The sequence below is a fragment of the Janthinobacterium sp. TB1-E2 genome (assembly GCF_036885605.1).
GTDB classification, from domain to species: domain Bacteria; phylum Pseudomonadota; class Gammaproteobacteria; order Burkholderiales; family Burkholderiaceae_D; genus Janthinobacterium; species Janthinobacterium aestuarii.
This window is the reverse complement of record NZ_CP142523.1, coordinates 3,223,814-3,240,472: the sequence shown is the minus strand read 5'-3', so window position 1 is coordinate 3,240,472 and position 16,659 is coordinate 3,223,814. Positions and strand designations below refer to the sequence as shown.

9 protein-coding genes are annotated in these 16,659 nt (G+C 60.3%); 2 read left to right on the top strand and 7 right to left on the bottom strand.

Annotated elements, in window-relative coordinates:
* The first annotated feature begins 108 nt into the window (after positions 1-108).
* The gene (locus tag OPV09_RS14345) at positions 109-3,480 is read left to right on the top strand and encodes a hypothetical protein (RefSeq protein ID WP_081368054.1); all 3,372 of its coding nucleotides are present in this window, start codon (positions 109-111) and stop codon (positions 3,478-3,480) included.
* A 6-nt stretch (positions 3,481-3,486) separates the two neighbouring features.
* Here the strand turns inward: OPV09_RS14345 and OPV09_RS14340 are convergent, their stop codons facing one another.
* The 4 genes from OPV09_RS14340 to OPV09_RS14325 form a co-directional block, all read right to left on the bottom strand.
* Positions 3,487-4,308, bottom strand: coding sequence for a ferritin-like domain-containing protein (locus OPV09_RS14340; RefSeq protein ID WP_425323988.1), 822 nt, complete (start codon positions 4,306-4,308; stop codon positions 3,487-3,489).
* Positions 4,309-4,448: 140 nt separating this feature from the next.
* The gene (locus OPV09_RS14335; RefSeq protein ID WP_338678558.1) at positions 4,449-8,765 is read right to left on the bottom strand and encodes a hypothetical protein; all 4,317 of its coding nucleotides are present in this window, start codon (positions 8,763-8,765) and stop codon (positions 4,449-4,451) included.
* Positions 8,766-8,927: 162 nt separating this feature from the next.
* Complete coding sequence (gene dsdC, locus OPV09_RS14330; RefSeq protein ID WP_338678557.1) at positions 8,928-9,839, bottom strand: DNA-binding transcriptional regulator DsdC; 912 nt, start codon at positions 9,837-9,839, stop codon at positions 8,928-8,930.
* Positions 9,840-9,859: 20 nt separating this feature from the next.
* A complete protein-coding gene (locus OPV09_RS14325) occupies positions 9,860-11,191 on the bottom strand; it encodes a D-serine ammonia-lyase (RefSeq protein ID WP_338678556.1) in 1,332 nt (443 codons plus the stop codon).
* Positions 11,192-11,535: 344 nt separating this feature from the next.
* Here OPV09_RS14325 and OPV09_RS14320 point away from each other — a divergent pair, with 344 nt between their 5' ends.
* A complete protein-coding gene (locus tag OPV09_RS14320) occupies positions 11,536-11,724 on the top strand; it encodes a hypothetical protein (RefSeq protein ID WP_139143517.1) in 189 nt (62 codons plus the stop codon).
* Positions 11,725-11,869: 145 nt separating this feature from the next.
* Here OPV09_RS14320 and OPV09_RS14315 read toward each other — a convergent pair whose 3' ends face one another.
* From OPV09_RS14315 to OPV09_RS14305, 3 genes are all read right to left on the bottom strand, one after another.
* Complete coding sequence (locus tag OPV09_RS14315) at positions 11,870-13,948, bottom strand: TonB-dependent receptor (protein ID WP_338678555.1); 2,079 nt, start codon at positions 13,946-13,948, stop codon at positions 11,870-11,872.
* Positions 13,949-14,037: 89 nt separating this feature from the next.
* Positions 14,038-14,430, bottom strand: coding sequence for a DUF2946 domain-containing protein (locus tag OPV09_RS14310; RefSeq protein ID WP_070305881.1), 393 nt, complete (start codon positions 14,428-14,430; stop codon positions 14,038-14,040).
* A 51-nt stretch (positions 14,431-14,481) separates the two neighbouring features.
* Positions 14,482-16,626: a TonB-dependent receptor gene (locus OPV09_RS14305; RefSeq protein ID WP_338678554.1), complete on the bottom strand. Its 2,145-nt coding sequence runs from the start codon at positions 16,624-16,626 to the stop codon at positions 14,482-14,484.
* Positions 16,627-16,659: the final 33 nt, after the last annotated feature.

Below are 16,659 nucleotides of genomic sequence, written 5' to 3'. Positions count from 1 at the left end.
TCCCATTGCCGCCAAGCCCTTGTTTTTAAAGCACAATCGATGCAGGAACGCTTCCTGCTTGACCTCCTGCCTGGGCACGCTTGGCGCCAGTCTACGGGGGGAACGATCATGAGCTTTATCAAACAGGCGCTGCTGGCGCTGCTGTTATGCGCAATGTCCGCCGCGCACGCCGCCAGCATCGGCTACACGGCAACATCGCTGGGCGGCACGCAGTGGCGCTACGACTATACGGTCAGCAATACCACCCTGGCCGTGCCCATCGAGGAATTCACCTTGTTCTTCAGCGTGGGCCAGTACGCCAACCTGCACAGCGCCTCCACGCTACCAGGCTGGGACGTGCTGGTAGTGCAGCCCGATCCCGCCATTCCCGCCAGCGGCTACCTCGACGCGCTGGCGCTGGCCGGCGGCATCGCGCCCGGCGCCACGGCCACGGGCTTTTCCGTCACCTTCGATTATCTGGGCGCGGGCAGCCCCGGCGCCCAGCCGTTTTCCATCCTCGACCCCGTCTCCTTCATCGAGCTCGAGGCGGGCATCACGCTGCCTGCCGCCGTCGCCCTGCCCTCCACGCCATGGCTGCTGCTGGCGGGCGTACTGGCCATGGCCTGCCTGCGGCGCCGGCAGCTGGCGGGCGCCGCGCTGGCCACGGGGCTGGCACTGAGCCTGTGTGCCTGCGGCGGCCCGAACGATCCCACGCAGGCGCCCGCGCCGAAGGTCATGCTGGCCGGTGCGACCACCGCCCAGGCCGCCGGGGACCTGGAAGTCACCTTGCTGGAAAAAGTGGCCGAGCAGCGCGTCAACCGCACGGCCTGGGACTACACCTACCGCGTACACATCCGCAACAATGGCAGCGAAGCGGCCGTCAACGTGCAAGCCGTGCTGGCCAGCGCGCCCGCAGGCAGCACCATCATCGATGGCAACGTGCTGGCCGGCAGCATCGGCGCGGGCGCCACCGTCACGCCCGCCGACACCATCACCGTGCGCATCGAGCGCAGCATCGCCTTCCAGAGCTCCGGCCTGACATGGACCTTCAGTACCGGCGACGGCATCGTCCTCGACCCCGTACGGCCCGCGCAAGTGATCGTGCTGCCGCTGGCCGAGCTGGGCTTTCCCGATGGCGCCGACAGCGTCAAGGCCAGCGGGGCCGTGACGGACGTGCTGCTGCAGGACGGCAGCCTGCGCTTTTCCACGCCCGGCGACACGGGCGTGGACCAGCACGCGCAATTTTCCCTCAGCAAGGGCGGCAAGGTCACGACCCTGGACCTGCTGATCCAGACGCAACTGCCCACGGCTGTGGAAACCTATGTGGAGCCGAACGATGACGGCAGCGTGCCGACCACGGCGCCCGTGCTGGCCATCACGGGACTGGGGCCGAACAACCGCCTGCAGCCGGGCGGCCTCGCGTTCCGCCTCGTGGATGCGGCCCCCATGGCCCTGCAGGATGACAGCGACGGCCTGCTGTCCGGCCCGAATGACGTGGCCATCAGCCTCAAGACCTACTGGACGTTCGATGCGGCCAGCGGCACCTTCAGCATCGGCGCCACGGCCATGCAACAACTGCTAGCATCCTTGCCCAACGGCAGCTACGACCTGAACCTCAATTTCGTCTCGCAGGATGGCGAGTTCACGGCCAGCTATGCCTTGATCGTCATCAAATCCGGCATCGTGCTGCAAGGACAGCTGCGCACCCCGGCGGGCGGCAATGCCACGGGACTGGCCGGCAAGAAGATGCTATTGGCCGGCTACAACAACCACCAGCGCCAGGTGGCCGTGGTCGACGCCACGGGCGCCTTCCATTTCGATGGCGTGCTGCCCGATACCTACCAGCTGACCTTGAACGATCTCGTCCACCCGAACGTGGTCAGCGTCAGCGCCGTCGTTTTTGAGAACAGCAGCAACGTCAATGTCGACATCGTCTATCCGTATGCGGCGAGCCTGGCCTTGCGCGGCGGGGTGCAGACCTATGCGGCCGGCCGCGTCACGCAGGATGGCGCCGGACCGCCCGCGCGCGACCTGCCCGCCAGCCCCCGCGCCGCGGGCGACGCCACGCCGCAGGCTGACGAGGGCAGCAAGACCTTCACGGCCATTGCAGCCGCACAAAACCAGACCATCACCTCGCCCATCGCCTTCACTGTGCCCCAGGGCACGAAAAACGTGGGCGTGAAAATCACCGTCAGCACGGCCGAGTATCCCACCTACACGACGGCGCAAAGCCAGTACAACGATACCTGGTCATACGCCGTGACAGGGCTGCCCGGCGTCAACCTGGCCGCCACGGGCGCAGTCAACCAGTCGCACTTCACGCAAGGCACCATCGTCAGGACGGAGTGCGTCGACGTCAGCAAGCAAACCAGCAATGGCGCGCTGAACCTGGGCGGCAACGTCAGCGCCACAAATATCGGCGACAGCGCCCTGGCCACCGTGACGACGGTGGAACTGAGCCTCGCGTGCAAGGGTTTAAAGGTGACGCTGGCGAAGTTCAGCTCGCCGAACCAGGCCGCCCACCCCGTGCTGCAGCCGATCAAACTGACGGGTAATCTGGCGGGGCCGTATGTTTCCGTCTCGCAAGGAACGGCCACGGCCACGCACACCTTGCCGCTGGAATTGCACTACACGCCGGCGGCGGCGACGATTACGGAAGTCAACATCGGCATTTCGTCGGGCGGGGGCAATCCCGCCTTCAGCGCGGAGAATCTATTGTCCCAGACCAATACCAAGACCGCCGGCACCGTAAAATTTCCCAGCCTGGTGCTGCCCGCCTTTGCCGGCGCCAAGCTCGACAAGAAGGCCGTCGTCACGGTGCGTCTGAAGGGCCGCATCGATAATGTCGATGCCAGCTCGGACCCCGCCGAAGGGGGCCAAGTGGAGTTCAAGGGCGACACGGCCTACATCCCCCTGTACCTGGCCGACAACGAGGCGGCGCTGGCGGCGCGGCGCTATGGCACGCGCGACCCTGGCGGCGATTCGTGGGCCACGCGCCTGGCCATCGCCTGGCTGGCAGGCAAGGCTTACCGTTTCGACGACATCAGCGGCCAGCACGTGACGCAGACGGCGACGGGCCGCTCCATCCTCGGCCACAGCGGCCACAGCGACGGCCAGCAGATCGACTTGCGCTACGCGGACGGCGCGGGCGGCTACACGGACGCGCTGGGCGGCCAGAACGATGGCGCCGCCATTCAAAATCTGATCAATGCCGCCAAAGCGGAAGTGGTGGCCAACCTCGCGCAAAAGCCGAAACTGGCAGCCCTGGTGGCGTGGATTGCGGCGAACCGCGCCATGCTGGCCCTGGAAGCGGCGCAGGCCAGCACGCGCGTGATCTACATCGGCCCCCGCTTCATCAAGCTGGCCCTCGTCGACGGGCGTTTTTCCGCCGCCACTACCGACCATATCCCCGGCGCTGGCGCCTGGACCAAGCCGGCAAAAGTGCACATCGAGACGGGACACCTGAGCCACTGGCACATCAGCATCACGGCCCATCCGTAAGCATGGTCAGGCGGGCAGATCGGACAATTCCAGCTCCGAAAACCCCGCACGGCGCCGCGCTTCCAGGTTGAACGGACCGCGCAGGGTGGGCGCTTCGTAGCGCAGCGCCAGCTCGGCATAGGTGGCGCGCAATTCCAGGCCCCTTTGATCGCACAGGTAGCCATACCAGCGGTTGCCGATTTCCACGTGCCCCACTTCATCGCGCAGGATGATGTCGAGGATGGCGGCAGCGGCCATGTCGCCCGCCTGCGCCAGCTTGGCGCGCAGCGGCGGAATCGCATCGAGCCCCCGCGCTTCCAGGGTGCGCGGCACGAGCGCCATGCGCGCCAGCACGTCGCCGCGCGTCTTGTCGACCATTTCCCACAGGCTGTCGTGGCCTGGGAAGTCGCCATATGTGTGCCCCAGCACCTGCAGGTGCGCCTGCAGCATGGCAAAGTGCGTGGCTTCCTCCTTTGCCACGCGCAGCCAGTCCGTGTAGTAGTCAAAGGGCAAATCCGGGAAGCGCCACAGCGCGTCGAGCGCCAGATTCATGGCATTGAACTCAATGTGCGCGAGCGCATGCACGAGCATGGCGCGCCCTTCCGGCGTGATCATCGACCGCCGCCCCACCAGACGCGGCGGCACCAGTTCCGGCCGTTCGGGACGGCCCGGCACGGGGCCGGTCGGCGCCAAAGGCGCTTGCGCATCGATAGAAAGCTGGGCTTCGGCCATGGCCGCCACCATCGCCACCTTCGTTGCCGGGTCCGGTTCGAGCAGGCAGGCGAGCGCAGTCGTGCGCAATTCTTGCGGCATTGCGGCTATGGTGGAGGTCAATGGAAATATCGGCATGGAGCTGCTTTCTGGTACGCACTTGAAGAAGGGCCGCAGTGTATCAAAATCAGAAGCAACTTACCCATACTCCAATTTCTCGTCTAGTCATGAGTGGAAAGCATCAAAAGGGTGAAGGGGTCGACGTTCCCCAATGCTGATCAATTTGCACTCCTCGCCGGCCGGCAGGCGTTTATGCCGATGACCTGGACTTCTATCGCCCCCATCTGATTTGCAGTAACTTGTGCGGCATAGCGCATGAGATGCAACATCAGTTGATCGAAATTCATGTTCTTTCCGTCAAAACGCCACTTTCTGGGGGCATGCAAGCTAATAACCAACAGACCATGACGACGATTTTGGGGGCGCAAATAGAAGTTCGCCAGCTGTTTCCTTACAGCAGTCTCGTATTGTTTGACCGTCCACTTCTTGTTCGCGTTTTTGATTTCAATAGCGATCTGCGCTGAACAAGATGTTGATGAAACTATGATATCTGGCTCCTTGCTCTCTGCGACCTTCGGTTCGCGATGAGCGTGGTAACGCGCTTTGCTTAAATCATTCAACCGTTCGGTCAACCATTGCTGTACCTTTTCCTCATCATCAGCCAAGGCAAAAAGAGAACGGCTGGAGGCATCGGCATTGTGGAATGAATCGGTTATGTTGGACAATACCGCTATGACAAGTCGAAGCAGTTGCCCTCCATTCTTTGTAGGGGCGACATGCAAATGGCCAAAGTCATTAATCTCTGCAGCAGTCCAAGCGTCGATGTCTGAATCCACATGCGCCTTCCGATGTGCCAACTCCGAAAACCGCATGGAATGGGGTGCGTACTCCGGATTACCTGCCATCTGCATCAATACGTCGTAAGCAGCAGTTTCGCGTCTAACCATCACCTCATTCAGAAGAGAGTTGCGCGCGCCCTCTGCGCGATCCCTTCGAGAAACAGTAGAGCCGCTTTCCGATGTTCTATCGTCCTGAGGGCGAACATAGCGATAAGCCAATTTCAGAAACTTGGCAAGTAGCTCTAATCCCATACTGTGAAGCGCAGGCAAAGCGACTCCATCGCTAGTGTGGCGGTCAAACAGTGCACCAAGCCAATGTTGTACCCTTAATTCAAACTCGGGCTCCGACTCTGCTGATGTGCGCACGAGCTGCGTGAACACGAGTCTGGCTAAGCCATCGCCATCGACTGATGCCAAAATCCGAAGATAAACAGAAATCCGCTCATCGTCCCACGAAGCCATGTGCACAAGTAAGCGTTTTTGAGCCAGCGCAATCACATCCTTTCTAGTCAGGAAATCCACGTGACGCGCGACAATACGACTACAGTAATCCAACGTTTGCTTGTCAGCCGGCTCCTTCCGCTTTAAATGTAGAAAGACTTTCTCGGTAACTATCTGTTGTCCCGGCACGTCATGATAGGCGGCATTTGAAAGGATATCGTTGAACTGGTTCTTAGCGCCGAATTCATATTGCAATGCTGCAACAATTTCCGGTAAAGCTATCTCGGTTCGAGCCAGGACGAGTTTATGAACCCATGAACATCTAATCGTTCCTGCCATCGTTGCGTGACGAATGGCAGTCCTAACTTCCATCTCACTCAAATTCGTGGCCCAACCACTGCTCTGGCTGTCTAAAGTCAATGCATCGAGTGCCAGACGGCTTAAGAGAGTGAATGTCCGGTTAATGCCTGAAACATTCGGCCGAACGGGTTTACGCAGTCGCCATACTTGGCGCATACCTGCAGCATAGTGCTCGATAACTTCATGGCTAAATACGCCATTAAGAAGTGAATAAGATATAACATTGTCCTTACCGTCTTTGGCGGCACGCATTTTTAACCATGTCGTCAAAGTGTAAAGCCTGTGCTGGCCTCCTCGCCAAGAGATCAATGTATCGGCATGGTCGAGGATTGACGGATTCTTGCTTAACTCCTCACGAAAATCAAGCCAGGATTGTTTCGCTCTCGCAGCTTCTTTCTCATGCTCAAGCTTCGCCTCCAGTTGTTGCTGTACATAAGCATCTGGTTCCCTTGGTTTTACGAACTCAGCAAGATCCCTGCCCAATACCAAATCTTCGAATGCCAATAGATCTAAACGCAAACGTAAAGGCGATACCTCATCATCTTTCAACGCATGCCATAGCGCGCTGAAAGCAATACGCCGATCATCTTCACTACACATTCTCCGTGCATCGTTCAGAAGCCAGTCTAGGTCGCTTGCATCGGTCCCCCAAAGAGTACGGCCATAGAACGGGCCTATCTGACAGAAATGGACGATTGGATGATCCGTTGTTGGCCTACTGCGCCAAGCAGCAGCATCGGCCCACATCAGTTGGCGATTCAAATGTTTGTCCGCACGCACCCTGTCTTTAAGCGCAGGCAAAGCCGCGTCCTCATGGTAATAGTCCAAGACGCGTTCGACCGCCATCAACAAGTGCAACATTCCATCCTCAATCTCACCTCGTCCGGATACTGAAAATTCGGCATTCGCCAGATCTGCAATTCCCTTGCAAAGTTCCGTATACCGTGTAGCAGTTTCGTTTGAGGCATTCAGACGATCCGAACCGAGAACCAGATCCGCGATACCAGCAACCAATCTCTTCTTGTCTAGTCTAGATGGCGTTTGCTTGTGGAATGTGGCAAGGTAACTAGCAAAGCCATCGGATGAGAATTTTCTTGCCTGCTCAGAGCGCTCGATCAGCATAAGAAGGTCTGCGATATTCAGGTAGTTCGGGTAAAGCAACTCAGCCAACCGGGGTGCAAGACGAGCATTCAATCGCTCCGGTTCCGCAATCAACTGTCTTGCAATTTTTTTCAACCCAGAATGATCGTTGCATACGACCATGGCTCTGGTAGCAGCTATACGCATATCGTCCTGAGATTCGTCGCAAGCGGCCTGCCGCGCCAAGTGCACACATGCTTCAACCCGGCCTTCTTCGATGAAATGTAAGAGATGCAGTCTAAATCCCGCTTTGGAGTTAGCTTGCCAAGCGAGATTGATTGCCTTTGCCAGCGCAGAATTCGAAAACATCCATGCTGCTCGATTATCGATATATTCATAATCAAGCCTGCCGGCAGCATCTAGGTGAGCGTAGGAGTTCAGCAAAGCCCCCCTAGTCTGCAGGGAAAGAGATTTAGGATCACCATGCACAATTAGCGCAATAGGTTCGCGCTCAATCAATTCCTGACAGACTTCAGGCACCCACTGGGACAGCCACGCGGTTACGGCAAGTAATGAAGGAACAGCAGTCTTTGCGCCATACGGATCCGCGAAGAGCAATCTTTTTATTTCAGATATGGGGCAATTATGCTCAAGCAAGGTACGCAACCAACAGGCAGCAAGGAACTCCTGTGTAGTCCGATGGTGAAACTTGATGCGTCCGTATGTGCTTGGCGCAAATACACCGGTACGTAATAAGGCGTTGACCTCATGGGGTTGCCAGTCATGTAGTATATCGGAAGGATTAATTGCACCTTTCGACAAGGTCAGGTCTGGCTCTTGCCCAGGCGCTTTCAGCGCAAACGTCTTGGCGAATACTAAGGCAGCGGCCAGTCGCCTCGCACCATCCATTGCACGCTCCGGACTTAGCAACCCGGCCCGGTGTTGGTTCTCCTCGCGAAGCTTACGACGTACACCTGCTGCCGTCATTTCGATCAACGAATCAAGGCGCGAATGTTCAGCCCAATAACCAATCAAGTCTATAAAGTCACCAGGACGCTCTGCCATCGCATCTAAACCAGATTGATTAATAGCTCGAAGCAGCGCTCGTCCGTCAATTTTGGCAGCGTCTGCCATTTTCAGCTTCTGGTCGTCGGTCAAAGGAACTAACTGAACAACAAGTAAATCACTAGGCCTGGGCACCTCATCCAAAATTGTTGTGTGGGTCTTTATTGTATGCTTGTCAAAAATAGGCCCTAATAAGATTTCGTCACGATCATGGCAGGCTAAATTATTAACAAAAGGTAATTCAGTTTCAATTGCTTCGCGATCTGACTTGCCTTTCCAGTCACTGACTCGGCAACTGACAATAATAAACGCTCGATTCAGGCTATCATTACCCAGTTCATTGCTGAGAGTACGGAGAGCACTTGGAAACGACTTGTTGTTGATTCTGGCCTCATCAACCGAATCAAGAAAAAACCAGGCATCGCCCGTCTCGCTCTGCTTCCATGCGTCAAACAACTGAGCATCCTCCCTTCGCAGAGCGGCTATGAAGCCATGGTCTATCAGATCCTCAATACGAACATAAAACGCGGGGTGCGCCTGCCCCCTTAGCATTAGGGCTCTTTGCTCAAGTTCCTTGGTTTTCCCGCACAACGCTTCCGCAAGTAGGACCACACGGCGACGCTTGAGAAGTTCTTCCCAATTAAGCCAATTTCCATACTTTCGTCCTAAATGTAAACTCCAGTTAAGTTCCGCATCCTTGTCTTTGTATATTGGTGCGAAGTGGCGTTCCAGATCGACGAAGTCTATCATTTAGGGCTGACTCTGTATGGTTTATATTGCTCAAATGATACCATTATCTTAGGGCAATGCCCCTTACATCGGCACAAGTCAATCAGTTGAGAAAATAGTGGGTGCTGGGGCTAGCTTAAGTTCACGAGTATTAGTAAAAGGTTGAAAACCATTTAATGCGTTTCAGCAACTAACTGAAACCTGCCCCAGCAGCCAGTCAAACAAGGCTTGCACTCTTGCCGGCAGTGCGGCGCGTCCGCTGTGCACGAGGTAATACGCCTGCGGGCTGTCCAGGGAAAAATCGCCAAACGGCAGGATCAGCTGGCCGCTATCTAACCACGGCTGCACCAGCTGGCGCCGGCCCATGGCCACGCCGGCGTGGTGGATGGCCGCCTGCGCGCACAGGTCGGCGCGGTCGAAACGCAGGCTGCGCGCGGGCAAGTTTACGCCGGGCGCCTGCCCGTCCAGCCACAGCCGCCACTCGGCATCGGGCGCGCAGGCGGGCCAGGCCAGGGTGTCGTGCAGTACCGTCGCGTCTTGAATCTGATGCGGCGCATCGAGCAAACCGTGTTCGCGTGCATAATCCGGGCTGCACACGGGCGCCAGCCATTCGTCCATCAGCTTGCGCGATGCCAGGCCGGGAAAGTTGCCGTCGCCGTAATGCAAGGCCAGGTCGACCTGGCCCGCGCGAAAGTCCACGCTATCATTTCCCACGCGCAAATCGATCGACACGTCCGGATACTGCGCCGTGAAACCTGCCAGGCGCGGCACGAGCCAGCACTGGGCGATGGAGGGGCGCGCATGCACGGTGATGCTGCCCGTGAGCGCATCGCCGCCGGCCAGCGCCGCATGCAAACCATCCCAGCCAATTTGCAGCGCGGCGAAGATGCGTTCGCCATCCTGCGTCAGCTTTACCTGCCGCGTCAGGCGCTCGAACAAGCGCAGACCCAGGCCCGCTTCCAGCCGCGCGATGCGGTGGCTGACGGCGCTGGGCGTGAGCGCCAGTTCCTGCGCGGCCAGCGCAAAACTGGCATGGCGCGCCGCCACGAGAAACGTGTGCAGGTTGGCAAACTGGCTGGCCGTCAGCGTCGCCATGCGCGGTGCGCCGGCCGGCATCAAGCGGCGCCGGCCGCCAGCAAGGCGTGGCCGCGCGCCACGTAAGCGGCCATTTCGTGCTCCGGCACCATGCTGCCGCCCGTGCCCCACACCAGGTGCGTGGCCGCTTCCAGGTGCTGCCGGTATTGCGGCGCGGCCAGCACGGCAGGAATGCCCGCGAAACCGGCCACGGCCGACGGTTCCAGGCGCAAACCTTGCGTTTGTTCCAGCGTCGTAAGCAAGCGGTACAGTTCTTCATCCGTGACCGTGGCGTAGCCGTCAATCAGCCGCTGCATGGCGCGCCCGACGAAGCCGGACGGGCGTCCCACGGCCAGGCCATCGGCGGCCGTCAGGTTGTCGATGCCGATTTCCTGCACGCTGATGCCATCATGCAAGCCCGTGTACACGCCCAGCAGCATGCACGGTGAATGGGTCGGCTCGACGAAGATGCAGTGAACATGATCGCCAAAAGCCAGCTTCAAGCCGAAGGCCACGCCGCCGGGGCCGCCGCCCACGCCGCACGGCAGATACACGAACAAGGGATGCTGCGCATCGACCGTGACGTTCTTTGCGGCGAACTGGGCTTTCAGGCGCTGGCCCGCCACCGCGTAGCCGAGAAACAGATCGTGCGAATTTTCATCGTCGACGAAGTGGCAGGTGGCATCGTTCTCCGCCTGTTTGCGCCCCGCTTCCACGGCCACGCTGTAGTCGGTTGCGTACTCGACGACGGTGACGCCGTGGCTGCGCAATTTGTCCTTCTTCCATTGCCGCGCGTCAGCCGACATGTGGACGGTGGCACGAAAGCCCAGGCGCGCGCTCATGATGCCGATCGACAAACCCAGGTTGCCCGTCGAGCCGACGGCGATCGCATACTGGCCGAAAAACGCCCGTACGGCGTCGCTGGCCAGCAGGCTGTAATCATCGCCGTCTTTCAGCAAGCCTGCGTCCAGCGCCAGCGTTTCCGCATGTTTCAGCACTTCATAGATGCCGCCGCGCGCCTTGATCGAGCCGGAAATGGGCAAATGGCTATCCTGCTTGAGCCACAGCTGACCGCTTGTCATGTCTAACGCCAAACCTGGTGCCGCCTGCATGGCTGGCAACGGCACGACGGGCGACTCGATGACGCCGCCGCTGGCCTGCGTTTCCGGGAAAGCCTTGGCCAGATACGGCGCAAAACGGGCCAGACGCGCACTGGCCTGCGCCACGTCATCCGCCGTCAAGCCCACGTCTTTCAGACCCTCGGCCGCCGGCGCAATGCCGGGGTTGAACCAGCTCAAGGGCTCCAAGGCCATCAGTTCTGTAATCAGGGGAAATTTTTCGCGCAGCGCGACGATGGCGGAAGTGGGCAGCATGTCAACCTCGTGAAGGAACAAACCATGATTAGACCGCATGCGGGCGCCGCTGGCAAACGATGGATGATCAGGCAATGGGTGACGGGAAGTCATCTATGCCATATTTATCGTCCGCACGGAACGCCAGAACGCGTGGACGATATCGCATGCCGACGCCGCGCATGACCGGGTCCTGAACTTGAACGATAGCTAAATTTAATTCCTGAATGCACTATCGATTAAAGAAAAATTACCACAAAGTCACAAAAATAAGTTATCTTAAAGGCAAATAAAAGGAGACATTTTTTCTCTTTTCCACCGAGGCAAAAATGCGCTCCAAGAATGACAAAGTCACTGCTACGAATATGGATATCCTCGACTGCGCAAGGCAGGACGACTTGACGGCCCAAAAGGTCGAAGTCGGCATTATTTTCCAGGAAATGCTCGATACGGCCACGGCCGCCGCCTACCTCGCCAAGAACAAGGTGCCGATCGCCACCGCGCTGCGCGTCCTCACGGGGTCACGGCGGAAAAAGAACGGCGGTGGGAATTGATGGCGCTGTGCCGGATAGCCAGAGGATGGTGTTGAAAAAGATACACGCGCACATTGTCACAAACCCCAGGCGCTCGCCGATGCGGCAATGCCAGCAGGCGCCTCCCTTCCGCATCGGCACAGGAAGACGCCGCTGATTGCCCGCTTTAGAACTTCAGTTGCAGCCCCAGATCAATCGACCTGCCCTCGGCCGGCAATGCTTGCAGCGCGCCGCCGCTCGCTTTCAAGCCGGACAAATACACGCCACCCAGCGGGTCTGCATACGCGCGGTTGAACAGGTTGCTCACGCCCGCGCTCAGGCTGGCCATCTTGCTCAGCGCTACGCTGCTGCGCAGGTTGACGAGCGCGTAGCCGCCCGTTTCCGGTTCGACGCGGCGCGCGTCGACCTTATCCTTGCGGGCCACGATTTTCGTTTCGATGCGGTTGCTCCAGGCGCCCAGCTTGTGCTCGACGGCCAGCAAGGCGTTGAACGGCATCATACGGTACAGGTCGCCGCCATCGCTGCGCTTGCCCCGCGTGTATGCGGCGTTGCCTGTCGCCATGAAGCTGCCCCAGCGTGCGCTGCTCGTCAGTGGCAGCTGCCACGCCAGATTGGCGCCATACAGCTTGGCGTCGTGGTTGGCAAAGCGCAGCAAATTGCCGTTCGCACCCATTTTCATGTAGGGGTGGAAAGATGACAGCACGTCGACGTCGATGTAATTGTCGACCTTGCTGTAATAGGGGTTGAGGCGCACGAACCAGCCCTCCTCGCCGCCGCCATGCCAGTCGGCCGTGAAGGCCGCCGTGTAAGCGGTCTCGGGCTTGAGGTCGATATCGCCCACATAGCCGTTGCCATCGCCAAACCAGTTGGTCATGGTCATCGCCATCGAACCCCGGCCCCACGAGTAGCGCTCGTACAGGTTGGGCGAGCGCACCTTGCGCGCCAGCGCGAATTCATAGCTGCTGGCCGCGTCTGGCGTGAACGTGGCTTGCGCGGAAGCATCGATATTCGTGTCGCGCTGGCTGCGGCTGCGCGCATTGAAAGCCCTGGCGGCCATCACGTCCGGCATGTTCATCATGTTGGTGCCGTACGATTGCACGTCGCCCGTGTCCATGCGCACGGATTCGCCGCGCAAGCCCAGCACGCTCGTCCAGCGCGCATCGTGGCGCGTTTCCAGTTCGCCGAACAACACGGTACGGTCGCGCTTGCCGTCGTTGATGTTCAGGTAGGTGCGCGGTCCCATCATCATGGAACCGGGCACAGCCGGCCAGTAATCGTCGAGGCGGAAGCCGTGCCACTCCTGGCCCAGGCGCAACTCGCCCGCAGCGGTCGGCAGGCTGGCCATCAGCGCATAGCCCGTGTTGCGCCCGTGCGTGATCATCGGCATCGAACCTTTGCGCTCGGGCGTAAAGAAACCCATTTCATGATCCGTCTGCTGCCAGTAGGCGCGCGCGTCAAACACGCCCCAGGCAAATGTGCCCTGGTAAGCGAGGTTGGCGAACTGGCCGTGGTTGTCCGTCATGTCCATGTACTGGTTGGGAAATCCCTGGTACGGGATGTGCTGCACGCCGGCACGCAGGGTCAGCTGCTGGCCATCGCGCTTCGCCGCCAGCACGATGGACTGGTTGATGCTTTCAAACATGCTGGCCAGCACTTTATTGCCGTGGCCATCCTCATAACTGTGACCGCGCGTGTAGGCACCGCTGTAGCCGACGCTCAGGCTGTCGCTGGCGGCCGACGCGTTCACGCTGGTCGCCACGCTGTTGTTGACGCTGCGTCCCGACACGGCAAAGCTGCCTTGCGTGAGCAGGCCCGCGCCGGGCTGGGCGAACACGGGCGCGTTCGACTGCACTTCGATGGTGCCGCCTATGCTGTCGCCGCCCGCGCTGACGGGTGTCACGCCCGCGATCAGACGGATGCGCTGCACCTGCTGCGGATCGATATACGACAGCGGCGCATTCATGTGGTTGGCGCAGGCCGACGTCAGTTCCATGCCGTCGATGCGTATTTTCAGCCGGTCATCGGCAAAGCCATTGACCACCGGCAAGCCGGACACGCCGCCGCCGGCCGCCACGCTGTAGCCAGGCGTGCTGGACAACATGAGCGCCGTGTCGGCGGCGGGACGGTAGCCGTCGCCTATGGCCGTGACGATGACTTTCATCTCGGGCAAAACCTGTTCAGTGCGGGTTTGCGCCACGGCGGGCATGGCGATGGCGAGGGAAATCAATAAGGGGAAATGTTTCATGGTGCTGCTTTCAGATTCTGTATGGGCAAGACGAACAGACGCAAGCGCACGATACGCGCGGCGCAAGGCAGTTCAGGGAAAGGGACAGATCAGAAAGCGGCAGGCGGCCCGCGAGGCTGGACAGGTGTCCAGGCGAACAAGGGCGTGGCGGATTGGTAGAACAGCAGGGGCAGCAAGCCCGTGATGAGCTCTCCGGAAGCGAGCACGAGGGTCGTGGGCGGCACATCCAGGGCTGCCGCATGCATGCTGCAGCACGGGCAATCGCCTATGCGCATGCTGCTCTTGGTATCGGGCTTATCCGTGGAGAATGTTGCGGGTAGCATATTCATGCCGCCCGCCACCGAGCAGATTTCCAGGCTGGGCACGGCCAGGCCGCTGGCGACCGTCAGCGCGCGCGATACCGTAGGGGCGAGCGTGGCCAGGAAGATGGCGATACACGCGATCCACAGGACGATGCCGGCCTTGCCTTTGCTGATGAACATGGCAACATTGTATCAGCGCAGGTCACCCGTGGACAGCGCGCAAGTCAAGCCTTATAGATCCACCTTCATCGACAGCTTGATCGCGCGCGGCGCGCCCGACGCCAGGCGCGTGCCGGCGCCGGCCCAGTAGCGCTTGTCGGCTGCATTTTCCACGTTCAACTGCCACACGACGGCCTTGTCCATCACGCGGCTAGCATAGCGGGCGCCCGCGCTGAACAGGCTCACGCCGCCGAGGAAGGCTTGGTTCAGGTCGTTGACGGGACGGGCGCTGTAGTAATACGCGCCGCCGTTGACGGACAGGCCCGGCACGGTGTCAAACGCGTAGGCGAGAAAGGCGCTGGCCGTGCGTTTCGACGCGTTTTCCGGCGCCTTGCCGTTGTAGTCGGCGTTGATGTGCGCAAAGCTTGGATCGAGGAACTGGGCCGACGTCTGCCACGACAACTGGCGCGTCAGCTTGCCCTGGGTCGACAGTTCCAGGCCACGGTAGCGCTGTTCGCCGTCCGACGTGAACACATTGCTGGTATTCGTGTAATAGCCGGGACGCGTGATATCGAACAGCGCCGCAGACAGCAAGGTGCCGCCCGGCGTCAGCCAGCGCGCGCCCAGCTCTTTCTGTTTGCTCACGCCAGGCGCCATCTTGACGCCCTGGTTGACGGTACCCGTCGGGCCCGTCTCGCCCTCTTCCAGCCCACGCGCCGTGGACGCGTAGAACGACAGTTCGGGCGTGGCCTTGTAGATCAAGGAAGCCATCGGCGTCGTCTTGCTGACGTCGTAGTGGCTGGCGCCCTGGTCGCTTTGATAGCTACTGCGGCGCACGCCGATGACGCTTTGCCATTGCGGGCTGAAGACCATGCGATCGAGCGCATACAAGCCCGTGTCGCGCGTGTCGAGCCCGGCCGTCGTCGGCGCCGTCGGCTTGGGACCGAACACGACAGTCGTCACGGGCACTGGGTTGTACAGGTTTTGCGAGGCGATCGTGTAATTGCTCTGGTAAATCGGATCTTGCGATTTGTCCGTGCGCGAGGCGCCCAGGGTCAGTTCATGGGCGATGAAACCCGTGTTGACATTGCCGGCCAGTTCCGCGCGCAGCAAGTCCGACGTCACCACGCTGTGCTGGATATTGCCCGTGATGCGGCCCGCGCCCGTGGCCAGCGCGGCCGCGTTGTTCAGGCGGAAGATCGCCAGGCGGCGGTCGCGCGCCGTTTCCGAGTGGCCCGCCTCCACCGTCAAGGCCCAGCCATCGGCGATGGCGTAGTCGGCGCGCAATTGCGCGTTTTTCGTTTGCGCTTCGAAATTCGACCAGTCCGGGCCGATCAGCTTGCGCGGATCGACGGCGCGCGGCAAGCTGATCACGCCTTTCACGGCCGTGGGCAAGGCGATGCCCGCCTGCTCCGTCACCCTGCGGCGCTCGTACTCGAGGTCGGCCTTGAGCAGCAATTTGTTCGTCACTCTCCAGTCGAGCGCCGTGGAAAGGAAGCGGCGGTTGCCATTGCCGACATCATCCAGGTAGGAACCGAGGGTGCCGCCAGCGGCATTGATGCGCACGCCGAATTCCTGCTGCACGCCAAAACGGCGCGCCACGTCGACATTCGCCACGGCACTGCCACGGTCATCGAGGCTCAAGCCCATGCTGGTGACGGGCTGGCTGCCGGCCCGCTTGGTAACGAAGTTGACGACGCCGGCCGGCGACGTAAAGCCGTAGTACAGGGCCGAAGCGCCCTTCAGCACTTCCACCCGCTCCTTGTTTTCCATGGGCACTTGCGAGAAGTTCATGATGGGCAGGGAGCCGTTGAGGCGGTAATTCGTGCGGTTTTCCACGGCAATGCCGCGTATCACCAGCTGATCCCACGTCTCTCCCCCGTTTTGCTGGCGCGTCACGCCGGCCGTATTGCGCACGGCGTCGTACAGGCCGGAGACGGCTTGCTGCTCCAGCAATTCGCGCGTGATCACGTTGACGGTCGATGGCACGTCCATGATGCTGGCGCCCCGAAAACTGCCCGCCTCCGTGGTGAGCGGCACCAGTCCTTGCGCGCGGGCGCCCGTCACCTGCACGGCTTGCATGACTTTCTCATCGCCAGCCGTCGGCTCGTCCTGGCCGCTGGCCGCCTTGGCCGCCAGCGCGGCGTGGGAAGCGAAGGCCAGCGACAAGGCTGCCGCCACTGGAAGTAAACGGGTGCGGGGAGTGGCAACAGGCATGGCGTCAGGCTTTCAATTGGAAAATGGGGGGCA